Origin of the sequence: Mycobacterium paraffinicum (genome assembly GCF_025822865.1) — a bacterium.
In the GTDB taxonomy this organism is placed as follows: Bacteria; Actinomycetota; Actinomycetes; order Mycobacteriales; family Mycobacteriaceae; genus Mycobacterium; species Mycobacterium paraffinicum.
The window spans coordinates 1-13,314 of the sequence record NZ_JACKUR010000021.1 but is presented as its reverse complement, the minus strand read 5'-3'; the positions used below and the strand labels follow the sequence as shown (position 1 = coordinate 13,314).

The following is a 13,314-nucleotide window of genomic DNA, read 5'->3' as shown; positions in this document are numbered from 1 at the left end:
CGCGCCTGCGCGCCCCCTTGCGTCGCCCGCGGCCCGCGGTCGATGATCGGCCATGCGCAAAGATCACGGCGGCAATCGGTGGGAGTTGGTCACCTGTGCGGTCGCGGGCCACGCCACCTACGCGCCCGACGAGCAGGACCTCGCCGCGCGGCTGAGCGGCACCACCGGACTGGGCGAGGTCTGGCGCTGCCTGCGCTGCGGTGAATTCACCGTGGGGAATCCGCACGGGCGGGGGCGAGCCGAGGACGCTCCGATGATTATGCGCGGCAAGGCTTTACGCCAGGCCATCATCATCCGGACGCTCGCGGTGGAACGCCTGTTCCGGGCGGTGGTGATCGCGCTCGCCGCGTACGCGGTGTGGAAGTTTCGGGGTGCGCGGGGCGCCATCCAGGCCACCCTCGACCGCGACCTGCCGATCTTTCGCGCCGCCGGATTCAAGGTCGATCAAATGACCATCGTGCACGAGCTGGAAAAGGCGCTGGCCGCCAAGCCTTCCACCCTGGTTTTGCTGACCTTGCTGCTCGCCGCCTATGCGCTGCTGGAGGTCGTCGAAGGCGTCGGCCTGTGGCTGCTCAAACGCTGGGGCGAGTACTTCGCGGTGATAGCCACCTCGGTGTTCTTGCCGTTGGAGATACACGACCTCGCCAAGGGCATCACGATGACCCGGCTGGTCACCTTCACCATCAACGTGGCCGCCGTGATCTACCTGCTGTTCTCCAAACGCCTGTTCGGCTTGCGCGGTGGTCGCGCGGCCTACGACGAGGAACGCCGCGGCGAGCAGCTGCTGGATGTCGAGAAGGCCGCCGCCAAAGCCTGACGTCAGGCCGGCGACTGCCTGGGGTGGATGAAAATGCCTTCCGCCTCGACCGTGACGCCATCCTCATCGGCCAGGTGACCGACGGCGAACGTCTTGACACCCTCGGTGCGCTCGACGTGCGCCTGCACGCGCAGCGGCCGCCCCAGCTCGGTTCGGCGCCGGTAGCGCAGGGTGAGGGTGCCGGTGTAGGCGGGCCGGCCGGGACGGTGCGCGGTCGCCCCGAGCACATGGTCGAGCACCAGCGCGCAGATGCCGCCGTGAACGTGGCCGGGCGGTCCCTCGTAGGCCGCGCCCAGGGTGAACTCAGACCAGACCACGCCGTCCGGCTCGTGGTGGACCACCAACGGCGGTGCCACCGGGTTGCGCACCCCGACCACCGCGTTGCCCCACGCGACGGTCTGGCCGTCGGGCAGGTAGTGCACGCCGACGGGCCCCGGCTGCGCCGCCTCGCCCAATTCGGCTGCGGCCGCGTCGATCTTGGCCTGGACCGCCGCCACCGCCGCCGGTTCCGCCTCGGTGCGGATGCTGATGTCGATCAGCCGGCGGATCGACTCGGCCAGCGGCGCGTAGACGGACTCGAGCCGGCCGAGGTCGATGCAGGGCGTTTGGTCATGCATCCCGGCAACCTAACAGGACGGCTACTGGTAAGAACGGAGCGATGGGCACTTATGCGGTCACCGGATCGGCTTCCGGGATGGGCCAGGAGACGGCGCAGCGGCTCAAGGCTGACGGGCACACCGTGATCGGCGTCGACATCAAGAACGCAGATATCGTCGCCGACCTGTCGACGCCGCTGGGTCGTACGCAGGCCGCCGACGGCGTGCTGGCGGCCTCGGGCGGCAAGCTCGACGGTGCGGTGCTGGCCGCGGGCCTCGGGCCCAGCCCCGGTCGAGAGCGCCTGCGGCAGATCGGCCAGGTCAACTATTTCGGCGTCGTCGAGCCGCTCGTCGCCTGGCGGCCGGCGCTGGCCGCGGCCGAAAGCGCGAAAGTGGTCGTCGTGGGGAGCAACTCGTCAACGACCGTGCCGCTCGTGCCGCGCCGGACGGTGAAGGCGCTGCTCGCCCATGACGCCGACAAGGCGCTGCGGTCGGTGCGCCCGTTCGGTCCGGCCGCGCCGACGATGATGTATGCGGCGTCGAAGATCGCCGTCAGCCGCTGGGTGCGGCGACACGCCGTGCTGCCGGAATGGGCGGGCGCGGGTGTGCGCGTGAATGCCCTGGCGCCGGGAGCCATCATGACGCCGTTGCTGCAGGAACAGCTTGCGACGCCCCGGCAGGCCAAGGCCGTGCGGTCCTTCCCGGTGCCGCTGGGTGGGTTCGGCCAGGCGGGCCACATGGCCGACTGGATGTGCTTCATGCTGTCTGAGTCCGCCGAATTCCTCTGCGGCAGCGTGATTTTCGTCGACGGCGGCACTGACGCGTATTTTCGGGCCGACGATTGGCCGAAAGCGCCACCGGCGCACGGATTGCCGGGCTACCTGCGACGGTTCAGACATTCGGGGAGTGTGTGACAAACGGCCGGCGCGCCGCCGACGGGGCGCCTAGGTAGCGAACCGCCTTGTGTGACGGATGGCAGACCCTGCGGCGGGTGTGCGTCGCACCACAATACGGCTTTTCGTGGCGTTCACCCCGGCGCGGCGCATCCGTAAAGCGGCCGCGGTGGAATTCAATGATTCGGCGCACAGGCCGAACAGACGAAGGATCGAAACCGTGGCATCACTGCCGTCCTGGATCAGCCAGAGTCCTGCCAACTTCGACATGGTGACGCCCATCAAGGCGCGCGCCTGCGACGCGTGGCAGGCGGTGCGCAGAAGCGCGCCGCGCCGGGCCCGCACCAACGTGACGCTCATGCAGAGGGGCATCGAGCGCTGCTGACGGCCGCCCACGACTACTGGAACCACAACGCCGCGTATCACGGCTGGCTGGTCGAACTCGCCGCGCGCCACGGCGGCGATGTCCTGGATGTGGGGTGCGGTGAGGGGCTGCTGGCCCAGCGGCTAGCCGCGGTGTCGCGCCGGGTCGTCGGCATCGATGCCGACCCGTCCGCGGTCCGGCGAGCCGGGGATCGACTGAAGACGGCAAGCAACGCGTCGGTGCGGCTGGCCCCCTTCGAAGAGTTTCAGGCGCAACCACATTCGTTCGATCTCATCACATTCGTGGCGAGCCTGCACCACCTGCCACTGCGTGAGACACTGCACAAAGTACGCGGAATGCTCAGGCCGGCAGGAGAACTCGCCGTCGTCGGTCTGTCGGCCAACAAGACCGTCGGCGATTGGGCATGGTCCGCTCTGTGCACACCGGCGGCGCGCGCCGGGTCGTTACTGCATCGGGAGACCCGCGACATCGGTGTGGCCGTCGCCGATCCCCGGGAAAGTTTGCCCGAGATCCGCGGGGTGACCGCGGATGTGCTGCCGGGGGCGGTCATTCGGCGAGGCCTGTACTACCGATACCGCCTACTGTGGCGAAACCGCTGAGCCGTTCGCGCGCTCACGTTCGCGGCGGCGGGCCCGGGACGCGCGCAGGTTGGCGGCGTTGCCGCACGTCTTGACGTCGTGCCACACCCCGCTGTTGTTCTTGGAGCGGTCGTAGAACGTCGACCCGCAGCGGTGGTTGTGGCACTGCTTGATCCGCCGCCAGGTATCGGCCTGCTGGCTGAGCAGAATCTCGGCCCACAGCGCCGAGGCGAGCCAGCGCCAGCCGGTGCCGCTGGGCTCCAGCCGCACCTCACCGGCGTCGGTGACCACGAGAGCCGCGGGGACGGCGCTTCGTCCACCGGGTGTCTCGCCGGCCACCAGTGAATCGATCCTGGCCCTCAAGGCGCGCAGCTTGGCCAGGTCCCCGTCGTCGAAGGTGGGCACCGGCACGTCGGTGCCGCGGGCGGCCGACCAAGCATGGACCGCGTCCGCTACCCATTCGCCCGCGAGCGCGGCGTCAGCGAGCAGGTCCGGGCCGTAGGCCCCGATTCCCCTCGTGTTGAGGAAGTCCTGAACCAGGCCCAGGCCTCCCGGTGCCGCGGTGATGCCGTACCGCTGTGACGCAGACCATGCAGAGGACATAACCAAAAACTACTTGACTATGTCCCGCGCGTCAACTACGGTGACAGAAGCAAAGAGCTAATGACTACGTCAAGGAGTGCGGATCATGGTCAACATCAAGGGGTCGACGGTCGTGGTCACCGGCGGACAGCGCGGGCTCGGCAAGACCCTCGTGGACGAGTTGTTGCGGCGGGGGGCGGCGAAGGTGTACGCCACGGCGCGCGCGCCCAAGCCGAGCGCGGATCCGCGGGTGGTCAGTGTCGAGTTGGACGTCACCAAGCCGGAGTCGGTTGCGGCCCTGGCCGTCTCGGCTCCGGATGCAGAAATCGTGATCAACAACGCGGGAGTCCTGGGCGCGCGGAAGCTGCTCGAGAGCGACATCGAGGAAGTGCGCGCGGTGTTCGAGACGAACTACTTCGGCGCGCTGCGCGTCGCGAAGGCGTTCGCGCCGATCCTGGCCGGCAACGGAGGCGGGGCCCTGGTCGACGTCGCCTCGATCTTGTCCTGGATGCCCGGCTCCGGCGGGTACGGGGACTCCAAGGCGGCGCTGTGGTCGGCGACGAATTCGCTGCGGATCGAACTGGAGAAGCAGGGCACCCTGGTCGTCGCCGCGCACCTCAGCTTCACCGACACCGAGATGACCTCCGGCTTCGACGCCCCCAAGAACGACCCGCGGGAGGTGGCGCGCGCGATCGTCGACGGCATCGAGCACGACGACACCGAGGTGTTGGCCGACGACGACACCCGCTACGTCAAGGCGGCGCTGTCCGGACCGGTCGAGGCGCTGCCGCGGATGGAGTGATCCGGCTGGGCGCATGAAGGTCTGCCCGAAGGCAGATCCCCGTCTTAAGACGGTGGGTCAATCAGGCCCTTGCGGATGGCCTCGCCCAAAAATGGGCTTGCTGCACTTCGGGCAGACCACCGGGTTGACCGGCATCACCACGGTCGCACGCGCCGCCCGGCGTTTCGATGGGCGAAGGTCCCGAATGCATCGGCCGAAGGTCACATCCACACCGTGTCGCGCTGACGGTCCGCGTGTTTGGATAGCGACATGCCCGACATGGAAATCGAAGGGGTCGTGAGCGCCACGCGCGTCATCGCGGCCAACGCCGCGCGGATCTTCGAACTGATCGCCGATCCCGCCCGCCAGCCGAGCTGGGATGGGAACAACAATCTCGCCTCGGCCGCCCCGGGTCAGCGGGTCCGCGCGGTCGGTGACGTGTTCAAGACGACGCTGACGAACGGCGCCGTGCGGGAGAACCACGTCGTGGAATTCGTCGAGGGCAGCAAAATCGCTTGGCGCCCAGCCGAACCCAGGAAGCAGCCGCCCGGCCACCTGTGGCGCTGGGAGCTCAGCCCGGTGAACGCCGAGCTCACCACCGTGACGCACACCTACGACTGGACGGAACTGGCCGACCCAACCCGCCTCGAGCGCGCTCGTGCGACGACGCCGGACATGTTGCGCGAGTCCATGGACCGGCTTGCCGTGGTCGCGCAGGCCCCCGACTCCGGAGGGTAAGGCGAAAGCGCGCCGGACTCAGCCGTTCTTGCCGCGCACCCACTGAACCGTGCCGAGGTTTTTCACCCGCACGCTGACGAAACCGCGGTCTTCCAGAATGTCGGCGATCTCGTCGTCGTCGAAGACGTGCGCCCCCATGTTCGGCAGCCGCTGGAAGAGCCGCGCGGCCGGACCGACGGTGGGGACCATGACGGCGAGCCTCCCGCCCGGTCGCAGCACCCGCGCCATCTCGCCGAGGGCCGCCGCCGGATCCGGAACCAGTTGCAAGACGGCCGTCGAGATGACGGCGTCAACCGTGTCGTCGCGCAGCGGAAGTCGTTGCGCGTCAGCCTTGATGAAGCCGACCTGCGGCCCCGCTTCGTTGCGGACCGCGCGGGCGAGCATGGCCTCGGAGATGTCGATCCCCAGGGCCAGCCCGTCCGGACCGGCCGCGCGCGCCAGGGCGGCGGTGACGTTGCCAGGGCCCGAGCCGACGTCCAGCGCGATGCCGCCCGGCGGGATGTTCAACCACTCGAGGGGGGTCTGCCACGCGGCGATCAGCCGCCGCGACAGGGCCTGGGCGTTGTCGTAGAGCATCGACCCGATCGGTGATGCCCACGCGGCCTGGATCGGTCCGGTGTTTTTCGCGACGCGTTGGTCCTCGCCGGATCCGCTCCCGAGCAGATCGAGATAGCCCTTGCTCACGTCGGGATCCGCCGGCGGATCGGCGAGCAGATCCAGCGCTCGACGCAGCGCGGGAGGCAGCGACACGTGGACGTCAGTCATGCGTACTCCTTAGGCCAAAAACCAAGCTGTGCGCCGGAACTCGCCCGGAAAGCCGGGAGCCTGAGTCCGTTGGGCCCCGATGGCAGCTTACGCCGAGCCGCGCCTGCTCACCGCCGGACGATCGCGTGCTCACGCACCAGGGAGTACAGCCGCCAGTGGCCCGGCACGCCCTTGAGTGCGGTCTCGCCGCGGTCGCCGAAGCGGTGTCGCGACCCGGTGACGATGTCGCGCAGCGTCGAGGACACCAGCACTTCGCTGGGGCCGGCGAGTGCCGCCACCCGCGCGCCGATGTGGACGGCCATGCCGGCGACGTCCGTACCGCGCACCTCCACTTCGCCCGCGTGAATGCCAACCCGCACCTCGATGCCCAGCACGCGGACCGCGTCGACGATGGCGTCGGCGCAGGCGATCGCGGCGCTCGGGCTGCTGAATGTGGCGACGAATCCGTCGCCGGCCGTGTTGACTTCGCGCCCGGCGAATCGCTGCAACTCGTGGCGCACCAGGGTGTCGTGATTGTCGAGCAGGTCGCGCCAGCGGTGGTCGCCGAGCAGTGCGGCGCGCTCGGTGGAGCCGACGATGTCGGTGAAGACGATCGTAATGAGCAGGCGCTCGGCGTCGGAGCTGCCGCGCACACCGGTGATGAACTCCTCGATCTCGTCCAGGAGGGGCGCGGTGTCGCCCACCCAGTACAGGGTGTCCTCGCCCGGGCACTCGACGAGCCGTGCCCCGGGAATGTGCTCGGCGAGATATCGCGCGTGCCCGACCGGGCTGAAGCCGGGGTTGTCGCGATGCAGGATCAGGGTCGGCACGGCGACGCGGGGCAGGCGGTCGCGGACGTCGCCCTCCCTGACCTTGTTGATGAACGCGCGGGCCATGCTGGGTGACGCGGCGCGATTGCCGGCCATGTCCCACCACGCACGAAACGCGTCGTCGTCCGCCGCGGAGGGCGCGATGATGCCGAGCATGTCGAAACCCTGCTCGACGGCGTCCGGCTCCATCCCCACCGTCGTGAAGCGGTCGGCATCGTCGAGGTCACTGCCGATGGGGTAATCGGGACCACGCAGCGTGCGGGCCGCGCCGTTGGAGATGACGAGGCTGTTCACCCGGTCGGAATGGTCTGCCGCCAGAACCACGCCGGCCAACGACGTGAAACCCGGGGCGAAGACGGTCGCACGCTCGCATCCCACCGCATTCATGACCGCGATGGCGTCCTGCGCCCAGGACTCCGGGCCGAGCATGTCCAGCGACGGCACCCGCGAGGACAGGCCGATGCCGCGCTGGTCGAACCGGATCACCCGGCAGAACGATGCGAGCCGGCGATGAAAGCGGTACATCGACGGCTCGAGGTCGACACAGTCGATCGGGATTAACGGGCCCGGCAGCACCAGCAGGTCGATCGGGCCATCGCCAAAGACCTGATAGGCGATGTCGATCTCGCCGCAACTGGCGTACCGGGTCCGCGGAGCCGCAGAACTCCCAGCCACGCTTTCAGGCTAGTGCAGGTCACCGACAAGCCGGAACGGGTCAACCGCGGATGATCGGCACCAGATAGCGGGCGGCGTAGTCGCGGACGGCCGTGGGATCCGACGTGTCGAGGCGGTCGGTGGGAAACACGATGATGCCCAGGGCGACGCGAAGCAGGATGTCGGCGATGTTGGTCAGGTCGCGGTCGGGGATGTCGGCCCCGCATCGGCGCAGGGTGTGCGCGATCCCGTCGGCGAACTGACCGATGGGGAAGGCCTGCGAGCGGGAGAACATCCCCAACAGCTCAGGTTCGCTGTCCGCGATCCGGGAGTACAGCGGGGAATCGTGGACCAGGCGCACCCCGAGCGCGAACGCCTCGATCACGGCCTGCTGCGGGTCGCAACCCGTCGCGGCCCGGTCCAGTGTGGTGAAGAACGATTCGGCCTCACGCCGCACCACGTGCCCGAACAGGTCGTCCTTGGTGGGAAAGCGCCGGTAGATGGTGCTCCGGCTGACCCCGGCGCGCGCGGCGATGTCTTCGATGTTGGCCCGGCGCACGCCGTAGGTCTCGAAGACGGCGCGCGCAGTGTCCAGGATGGTCCGGTCGAGGTCGGTCTTGTCGCCGAGATCGCCGGCAAGGCTGTGGTTCTGCACGGATTACGCCCCTCCCGGCAGTCTCGGCGCAACAACGCTCGTTTGACACAAAGATACGCATTTGTTTCACTGCTTCACAACGGGGTATGCGCGCGTGGGGGCGAGGAGATCGGATGACAGCGCAATGGGCCGGCCAGGATTTCGACACCGGTGTGCGGGAGGCGCTGCCCATGCCGGTCGACGGGCCGGACGACTTCACGCGGCTGGGTCCCGAGTCGTTGATCTGGAAGTTCTACGGGGACAACCGCACCCAGTTCTTCGGGTTCCAGCGCACCGCCGGGGTCGAGAACTGCATCGAGCAGCTCGCCCAGGGCGTGCTCGACCACTCGGTCGTCTTCAGCGACACGTTGGGGCGGGCCAAGCGGACCGCGCCGCCGCTGATGAAGACCGTCTACTCCGACCAACCGCGCGAGTGGGGCCGCAAGGTCCGGGACTTCCACAAGACGATCAAGGGCGCCATCAGTGACGGCTCGAGGTATCACGCGCTGAATCCGGAGCTCTTCTACTGGGCGCACGCCAGCTTCGTCGATCAGGTCATCTACAACGCCGACACGTTCATCCGCCGGCTGTCCCGTGCGGAGAAAGAGCAGATATTCGACGAGGGCAAGGTGTGGTACGGCCTCTACGGGGTCAGCGACCGCGGCCAGCCGCAGACCTACGACGAGTTCCTCGCCTACTGGGACGAGATGCTCGAGCGGTTCGTCCCGCATAAGACCGTCCTGTACGGCACCGGCTACATCAGGAAGGGGATTCCGGGCCCGCGCTGGATCCCCAGGCCGATCTGGCGGGTGTTGTCCGCGCCGCTCAACGCCTACACCCGCCTGGTCCTGGTCGGGACCATGCCGCCGCAGATGCGCGAAGTCTGCCAGCTGGAGTGGAACACGAAGAAGGAGAAGCGTTTTCAGCGCTTCGCTGCCGCCATGCGCGCGCTCAACCCACTGATCAACCGGCTGCCCGTCGGGGCGATCTACACTCCGTGGGCGGCCAGGGCGTGGCGGCGCTCGGGCGTCGACCCGCGCCGGCTACACAACCGCGCGGCTTAGCGGCGGCGTTCGGCGGCGGTGATGCCGCCTTTGAGGAGCTCGTCGATGACCCTCTTGAACACGGGCAGCATCAGCCGGTCAAGACCGGGAATCTTCAGCGTCGACCGTAGCTGCCAGCTGACCTCGGTCCCCATGCCTGTCTCGCGCAGCTGGATCGTGCCGATGTGATTGCGGGTCGGTGCGCCTGAGATCATCCTGTACGCGTAGCGGGTGGGTCGCTCATACTCGATGATCTCCTCGACGAACGGCGGACCGATCGCCACTAGACGTCTGATCGCGCCGACACCGTTCGGTGCGGGGATTCCCTCGCGATCGAGCGTGCTGCGCCGGATTGCCCACACGGCGTCCGCGATCCCGCGGTGGTCGGTCATGGCGTCGAACACGGTCTCGATCGGCGCCGTGGAGGTCCGGGTGAGGGTGAAGTCGATCATTCGCACTCCATGCTGCCGATACGCCCTGGTGGTATCCGGTTGTTCACCGCCATGATCCGTCCCTTCTCGCTGCAGAGAACATAGCCTGTGGCCGACAGCGCATGTCCGGCCGCGAAAGTGAACAGCGGGTACACGGCACCGAAATTCCGTGCGAAGTAAGGCAATACGGCGCCGGGCGCTTGGCGAGCGGTTGAGGATGGGCGAGGATCTTTTGATATGGCCGATATCGACTTCTCGCTGTTGGACGTTCCGAGATCGGATCCGGTCGACGATCCCGAGGCCTATCTGCGCGCGGCGATCGCCTGGCATTTCGGTGAAGACACCGGTTCGGCGTTCTGGTTGCGGACCGCTGCGACGCTGGACTTCGATCCGATCGCCGACGTCAACACGTTCGCCGATCTGAAACTGTTTCCCAACCTCGTCAACGAATTGCGCGGCGTGCCGGTGGAGGATCTCATCCCGCGCGGCTACGGAACGCCGCCGCCGGTGCCCCAGATATTCGAGTCGGGCGGCACCACCGGCGCCCCGAAACGGTCTGTGCAGCTGCCGGATTGGGTCGCGCAGGTGGTGCGATGGCAGACCGAGGACTTCGCCACCGGCGGGTTTCGCCGCGGTGAAGGCTTCCTGTGTCTGATGCCCAGCGGACCGCACGGGGTGGGCTATTTCTCGCGGCTGGTCTCCGAGCGGCTCGGCGCGACGTTCCACGCGATCGACATCGATCCCCGCTGGGTGAAGAAGATCGCCGCGCGCGGTGCCGCCTCCGAAGTCGCCGCCTACGTCGATCACGTCGTCGAGCAGGCCGTGTTCGTGCTGGAGACGCAGAAGGTCGCGAACCTGCACGCCACCCCGCCGCTGCTCGAGGCCCTGGCCCGGGACGACCGGCTGGTCGACCTGCTCAACGACAAGATCCGCTACCTGTTGCTCAGCGGCGCGCACGTGGACGCCGACACCCTGGAGCTGCTCCGCGGCATCTTCCCGGAAACGACGATCACCATGGCCTTCGGCAGCACGATGGTGCTATCCCAAGCGGTCACGCGAACGGCCGACGGCGACGTCTTCGTGTTCGACCCTCGCACACCGTACGTCGTGTTCTGGGTGGTCGACCCCGACACCGGCGAACGGGTGCCCTACGGGCAGACCGGTCAGGTGGTGATGAACCACATCAGCAAGGGCATGTTCATCCCCAACAACCTGGAGCGCGATCTGGCGGTCCGGGTGCCCGGTCCGGCCGGCGAGCTCAGCGACTCGGTCAGCGAGGTGCGGCCGGTGGCCACCTTCGAGGGCGAGGCCGTCATCGAAGGCGTGTACTGAGCATGGCCGACGAACGTGCGCGCACCGCAACCGATTTGGCGGTAATCGATGCGCTCGGCCCCGACGGGGAGTACCGGACCCGCCGTCGGGAGGCCATCTTCAGCACCGCCGGCGCCGCGGTCGCCGAGTTGAGTCTCGTTCCGCCGCTGTATGTTTCGCGCACCTTGGCCGCGCAACGCAGGGTGGTGCCGCTGCCGGTCGAGCAGCGCGCGGCGGCGCTGTCGCGCGCCGCCGGCATCTTCGCGGACGGGGTCGACGCCGGCTTGGACTTCGAGGCGTACGTCCGGCTGGCCAGCCGGATTTCGGGAGTGCCCATCGCAGTGACCCGCGCCGGGGCGCGCGGCGTCGCCGACGCCGTCAGCGGCGCATTCGACGCGGTCGGCCCGGCCCGGCCGGTGGGCGCGGCGCTCGATTGGCGCGAGGAACGCGCCCGGCGCGGTGGCGCGGTGTGGGTGCGGCGGGGGGAGGTCTTCGCCGTGCACGCGGCCGGAAACGGCCCGGGCGTGCACGGCCTGTGGCCGCAGGCACTGGCGCTCGGCTACCGGGTCGCGGTGCGCCCGTCCCGCCGCGAGCCGCTGACGGCGCACCGGCTGGTAAACGCCCTGCGGCGGGCGGGTTTTCGCCCGGAGGACGCCGTCTACCTGCCCACCGACCATGCCGGTGCCGACGAGATCATCCGCTCGGCCGACCTCGCCATGGTGTACGGCGGCCGGCAGGTCGTCGACAAGTACGCCGACGACCCGGGGGTCATCGTGAACGGCCCCGGGCGCAGCAAGATCGTCATCACCGCCGACCACGACTGGCGCGACCACGTCGACGTGATCGTCGACTCGATCGCCGACCTCGGGGGCATGGCCTGCGTCAACACCACCGCCGTGCTCTACGAGGGTGACCCCGGCCCGCTGGCGCGTGCGATCGCGCGGCGGCTGGCGGCCATCGAGCCGCTGCCCACCGACGACGAGCGTGCGCTGCTGCCCACCCAGCCCCTCGATCAGGCCCGGGCGCTGGCGGATTACCTGGCGGCGAAAGCCACCGGGTCGACGCCGCTGCTGGGCGCCGATCAGGTGGTTGCCGACCTCGGCGACGGCTACGCGGCGCTGCGCCCGGCCGTACACCTGCTGCCCGCGCCCGCCGCGGACACGCTCAACGTCGAGCTGCCCTTTCCCTGCGTGTGGGTATCGCCATGGTCGCCCAGCGCGGGCGTGGAACCGTTGCGGCATTCGTTGGTTGTCACCGCGATGACCAATGACGAGCGCCTGATCGACGAACTGCTCGCCGAACCGTCGATCGCCAGCGTGTATGCCGGGCCCCACCCGACGTGGCACGCGGCGCCGGGCATCCCGCACGACGGGTTCCTGGCGGACGCCCTGATGCGCAACAAGGGCTTCATCCAGGACAGCGGCTGACGCGCCGGCCGGCGTGTCCGTCGAGCGACGAACTCAACGAAGTGATCGCTCAGCTTCCGAAGCCGCCCCGGCCGCTCGCGACCGTCGAGGCTCCAGCGGTTCCCGCGTCGAGGTGGCTGGAGGCGAAGGCGACGCCTTTGTCGATCATGGCGCCGTCGTCGGCGTAGGTGTTGTGGGCGGAGAAGTTCATGCCGTCGGAGCAGACCGGGTCTTCGGTGGCNCGGTTCCCGCGTCGAGGTGGCTGGAGGCGAAGGCGACGCCTTTGTCGATCATGGCGCCGTCGTCGGCGTAGGTGTTGTGGGCGGAGAAGTTCATGCCGTCGGAGCAGACCGGGTCTTCGGTGGCGCAGACCTTGATGGTCTTGTCCTGATAGGCCGGGCCGATGACGACGGGGGGTTCGCCGAGGAAGTTCATGGCGCGCACGTTGGGCATGCCGAAGAGCACGACCGAGGAGACGTGGCTGGCCACCGAGGGGTCCAGGGGCTTGGGCACGGTGTTGGGGTCGACGCCGTCGGGGACCGAGGGTGAGGTGACGAAGCCCATCACGGCCGCGCCCTGGGAGTAGCCGCCGAGCACCATTTTGGTGTTGGGGCAGTCGTGGGCCATCGAGTTGATGTGGCCCGCGGCGTCTCTGATGCCGTCGACGCCGGTGTCCCATTGGTCGCTGGCGGGGTAGTTGACCGGGTAGACGTCGAAGGACTTGGCGCCGACGCGCGAGTGCAGGGCGTCGACGAAGGCCTGTCCGGTGGGTCCGACGCCGGGGGCTTCACCGGTGCCGCGGGCGAACACCACTTGGACGTCCGGACATTGGGCGGCGGCGGTGGGCAGGACGGAACCGGCCAGGGCCGAGGCACCGAGGCCGGACGCCGC

General features: G+C 68.8%; 16 protein-coding genes and 1 pseudogene. 9 read left to right on the top strand and 8 right to left on the bottom strand.

Translation table 11 applies throughout. The features are described from left to right. Positions 1-52 precede the first annotated feature (52 nt). On the top strand, positions 53-817 hold the full coding sequence (locus H7J89_RS08685; protein WP_264041895.1) for a DUF2127 domain-containing protein: 765 nt from the start codon (positions 53-55) through the stop codon (positions 815-817). Positions 818-819: 2 nt separating this feature from the next. On the opposite strand, the gene H7J89_RS08680 is transcribed toward H7J89_RS08685, so the two are convergent. Next, positions 820-1,434 carry a PaaI family thioesterase gene (locus tag H7J89_RS08680; protein ID WP_264041892.1) on the bottom strand — a complete coding sequence of 205 codons (615 nt, stop codon included), beginning with the start codon at positions 1,432-1,434 and terminating at the stop codon, positions 820-822. 41 nt (positions 1,435-1,475) lie between these two features. Between H7J89_RS08680 and H7J89_RS08675 the strand changes: the two genes are divergently transcribed. The 3 genes from H7J89_RS08675 to H7J89_RS08665 all read left to right on the top strand — a co-directional run bounded on the left by H7J89_RS08675 (position 1,476) and on the right by H7J89_RS08665 (position 3,290). Next, positions 1,476-2,327, top strand: coding sequence for an SDR family oxidoreductase (locus H7J89_RS08675; RefSeq protein WP_264041890.1), 852 nt, complete (start codon positions 1,476-1,478; stop codon positions 2,325-2,327). A gap of 106 nt (positions 2,328-2,433) precedes the next feature. Continuing rightward, positions 2,434-2,691 carry a hypothetical protein gene (locus H7J89_RS08670; protein ID WP_264041887.1) on the top strand — a complete coding sequence of 86 codons (258 nt, stop codon included), beginning with the start codon at positions 2,434-2,436 and terminating at the stop codon, positions 2,689-2,691. Beyond that, positions 2,685-3,290: a class I SAM-dependent methyltransferase gene (locus H7J89_RS08665; protein WP_264043773.1), complete on the top strand. Its 606-nt coding sequence runs from the start codon at positions 2,685-2,687 to the stop codon at positions 3,288-3,290. Before H7J89_RS08670 ends, H7J89_RS08665 begins: the two co-directional genes overlap by 7 nt. On the opposite strand, the gene H7J89_RS08660 is transcribed toward H7J89_RS08665, so the two are convergent. Beyond that, entirely contained in the window at positions 3,270-3,872 is a 603-nt protein-coding gene (locus H7J89_RS08660; RefSeq protein ID WP_264041885.1) for a CGNR zinc finger domain-containing protein, read from the bottom strand. The two genes, H7J89_RS08665 and H7J89_RS08660, sit on opposite strands and share 21 nt — an antisense overlap. A gap of 85 nt (positions 3,873-3,957) precedes the next feature. Between H7J89_RS08660 and H7J89_RS08655 the strand changes: the two genes are divergently transcribed. Then, entirely contained in the window at positions 3,958-4,653 is a 696-nt protein-coding gene (locus tag H7J89_RS08655; RefSeq protein ID WP_264041882.1) for an SDR family oxidoreductase, read from the top strand. A 249-nt stretch (positions 4,654-4,902) separates the two neighbouring features. Continuing rightward, complete coding sequence (locus H7J89_RS08650) at positions 4,903-5,370, top strand: SRPBCC family protein (protein WP_264041879.1); 468 nt, start codon at positions 4,903-4,905, stop codon at positions 5,368-5,370. Between the two features lie 18 nt (positions 5,371-5,388). On the opposite strand, the gene H7J89_RS08645 is transcribed toward H7J89_RS08650, so the two are convergent. The 3 genes from H7J89_RS08645 to H7J89_RS08635 all read right to left on the bottom strand — a co-directional run bounded on the left by H7J89_RS08645 (position 5,389) and on the right by H7J89_RS08635 (position 8,253). Beyond that, entirely contained in the window at positions 5,389-6,135 is a 747-nt protein-coding gene (locus H7J89_RS08645) for a methyltransferase domain-containing protein (protein ID WP_264041869.1), read from the bottom strand. 107 nt (positions 6,136-6,242) lie between these two features. Then, positions 6,243-7,619 (bottom strand): bifunctional lipase/adenylate cyclase LipJ, encoded by a 1,377-nt coding sequence (lipJ, locus tag H7J89_RS08640; RefSeq protein WP_264041861.1) that lies wholly within the window; start codon positions 7,617-7,619, stop codon positions 6,243-6,245. Between the two features lie 40 nt (positions 7,620-7,659). Beyond that, positions 7,660-8,253 carry a TetR/AcrR family transcriptional regulator gene (locus H7J89_RS08635; RefSeq protein ID WP_264041851.1) on the bottom strand — a complete coding sequence of 198 codons (594 nt, stop codon included), beginning with the start codon at positions 8,251-8,253 and terminating at the stop codon, positions 7,660-7,662. 113 nt (positions 8,254-8,366) lie between these two features. Between H7J89_RS08635 and H7J89_RS08630 the strand changes: the two genes are divergently transcribed. Continuing rightward, entirely contained in the window at positions 8,367-9,296 is a 930-nt protein-coding gene (locus H7J89_RS08630) for an oxygenase MpaB family protein (RefSeq protein ID WP_264041844.1), read from the top strand. Here H7J89_RS08630 and H7J89_RS08625 read toward each other — a convergent pair. Beyond that, positions 9,293-9,727, bottom strand: a complete 435-nt coding sequence (locus H7J89_RS08625; protein WP_264041837.1) for an SRPBCC family protein — start codon at positions 9,725-9,727, stop codon at positions 9,293-9,295. The two genes, H7J89_RS08630 and H7J89_RS08625, sit on opposite strands and share 4 nt — an antisense overlap. A gap of 216 nt (positions 9,728-9,943) precedes the next feature. Here H7J89_RS08625 and H7J89_RS08620 point away from each other — a divergent pair, with 216 nt between their 5' ends. Together H7J89_RS08620 and H7J89_RS08615 are read left to right on the top strand one after the other, a co-directional pair. Further along, positions 9,944-11,038, top strand: a complete 1,095-nt coding sequence (locus tag H7J89_RS08620) for an AMP-binding protein (protein WP_264041829.1) — start codon at positions 9,944-9,946, stop codon at positions 11,036-11,038. A gap of 35 nt (positions 11,039-11,073) precedes the next feature. Beyond that, complete coding sequence (locus H7J89_RS08615) at positions 11,074-12,444, top strand: aldehyde dehydrogenase family protein (protein ID WP_264043770.1); 1,371 nt, start codon at positions 11,074-11,076, stop codon at positions 12,442-12,444. 49 nt (positions 12,445-12,493) lie between these two features. Here H7J89_RS08615 and H7J89_RS08610 read toward each other — a convergent pair. Next, positions 12,494-12,664: pseudogene (locus H7J89_RS08610) on the bottom strand (cutinase family protein); the annotation flags it as partial. Beyond that, on the bottom strand, positions 12,631-13,314 hold a 684-nt coding region (locus tag H7J89_RS08605), incomplete at its 5' end, for a cutinase family protein (RefSeq protein ID WP_264041814.1). The pseudogene H7J89_RS08610 and the gene H7J89_RS08605, both read right to left, overlap by 34 nt.